1 protein-coding gene is annotated in these 1,193 nt (G+C 42.5%); it reads right to left on the bottom strand.

What is annotated here, in order from left to right; genetic code table 11:
- Positions 1 to 218: 218 nt before the first annotated feature.
- A complete protein-coding gene (locus R7P67_RS25320) occupies positions 219 to 1,085 on the bottom strand; it encodes a fructosamine kinase family protein (RefSeq protein WP_140114454.1) in 867 nt (288 codons plus the stop codon).
- Positions 1,086 to 1,193: the final 108 nt, after the last annotated feature.

The raw sequence follows: 1,193 nt of genomic DNA, 5'->3' as shown, positions 1-1,193 counted from the left end.
TACTTTGCCTGACCATTCACAAATCGCGTAAACGCCATTTATGCCAACGGCTCAGGCACAATCTAAAGATAAGTTACTTAGATATTAGGTGGACTTGTTGCTAATTGATTCGAAATAAGTACAAAACTTGACCCCAAACTCAACCTTGAATCTGGGGTCTGTAGCTTGAGTGATGTGCCTCGAAAATTGACACAAAGCAGTGGCTTGTGCCTTCCAAATCAGTAAGAAATAATTTTATTGATAGTGAGCTGAGCTTGCTCCAAATAATGCCCACCGAACAAATTACAATGATTGAGGATGTGATAGAGGTTGTAGATATCTTTTCGTTCATGATAGCCAGGCAGCAATGGCATCACCGATTCATACCCTTGATAGAACTCAGGTTGGAACCCTCCAAACAATTCAGTCATCGCGATGTCGCATTCTCGGTCCCCCCAATAGCATGCAGGATCGAAACAAATCGGGCCAAACGCGGTGAGAGCGACATTACCATTCCATAAATCACCATGTAGAAGAGACGGTTCTGGCGTATGGTTCGCAAGAAGCAGTTTTACAACGTCAATAAAGTCGTCGATATCAACTAGCGTCACGCCTTTCTCTTTTAATAACTGCAGTTGCCAACCAATACGTTGCTCAGCGAAGAACATGCACCATTTTTTGTGCCATTGATTCGGCTGCAGGGTGGAACCGAGATAATTGTCGGTATCGAAACCAAACTCTTTCTGTTCTCCCCATTGATGCAGTTGAGCTAATTGCTGACCAAATTTAAAGCTGTTTTCAGGGTCATCTAGGGGTTTGGTAGGAAGGTAGTTCAAAATAATGAAAGCGTTGTTTTTGGTCTTACCGACCAATACCACTTCAGGGACAAATATTGTCGAAGTTTCGCGTAACAAGTGCAGGCTCTCGGCCTCAACTTCAAACTTGTGCAAGAATTCTCGGTCGTTGATTTTGACAAAATAGCGTTGCTCACCGTCGTTTATCATATAGCTTTCGCTAATGTCTCCGCCGGATAGTCGAACTTTTTCGGTGATCTGATATTCAAACAGTAAAGTATCAGAAAGTTGTTGCGATATTGCTTGCCACATACAAAACCTCGCGAATCTATTTGACCACCAATAGTTTAGAATAAACGACAAGAGATTGGCGCGGAGTTGAGCATACTTCGGCAAGAAAACTTTGATTAAAAACACCTA

The sequence above is a fragment of the Vibrio sp. Vb0937 genome (genome assembly GCF_033338855.1).
Note: the sequence above shows the minus strand (reverse complement) of the source record. Positions and strands in the feature narration are given on the sequence as shown.

Excerpts from the sequence above, each read along its gene's own strand:
- R7P67_RS25320 (WP_140114454.1), bottom strand. The coding sequence starts at position 1,085 with ATGTGGCAAGCAATATCGCAACAACTTTCTGATACTTTACTGTTTGAA.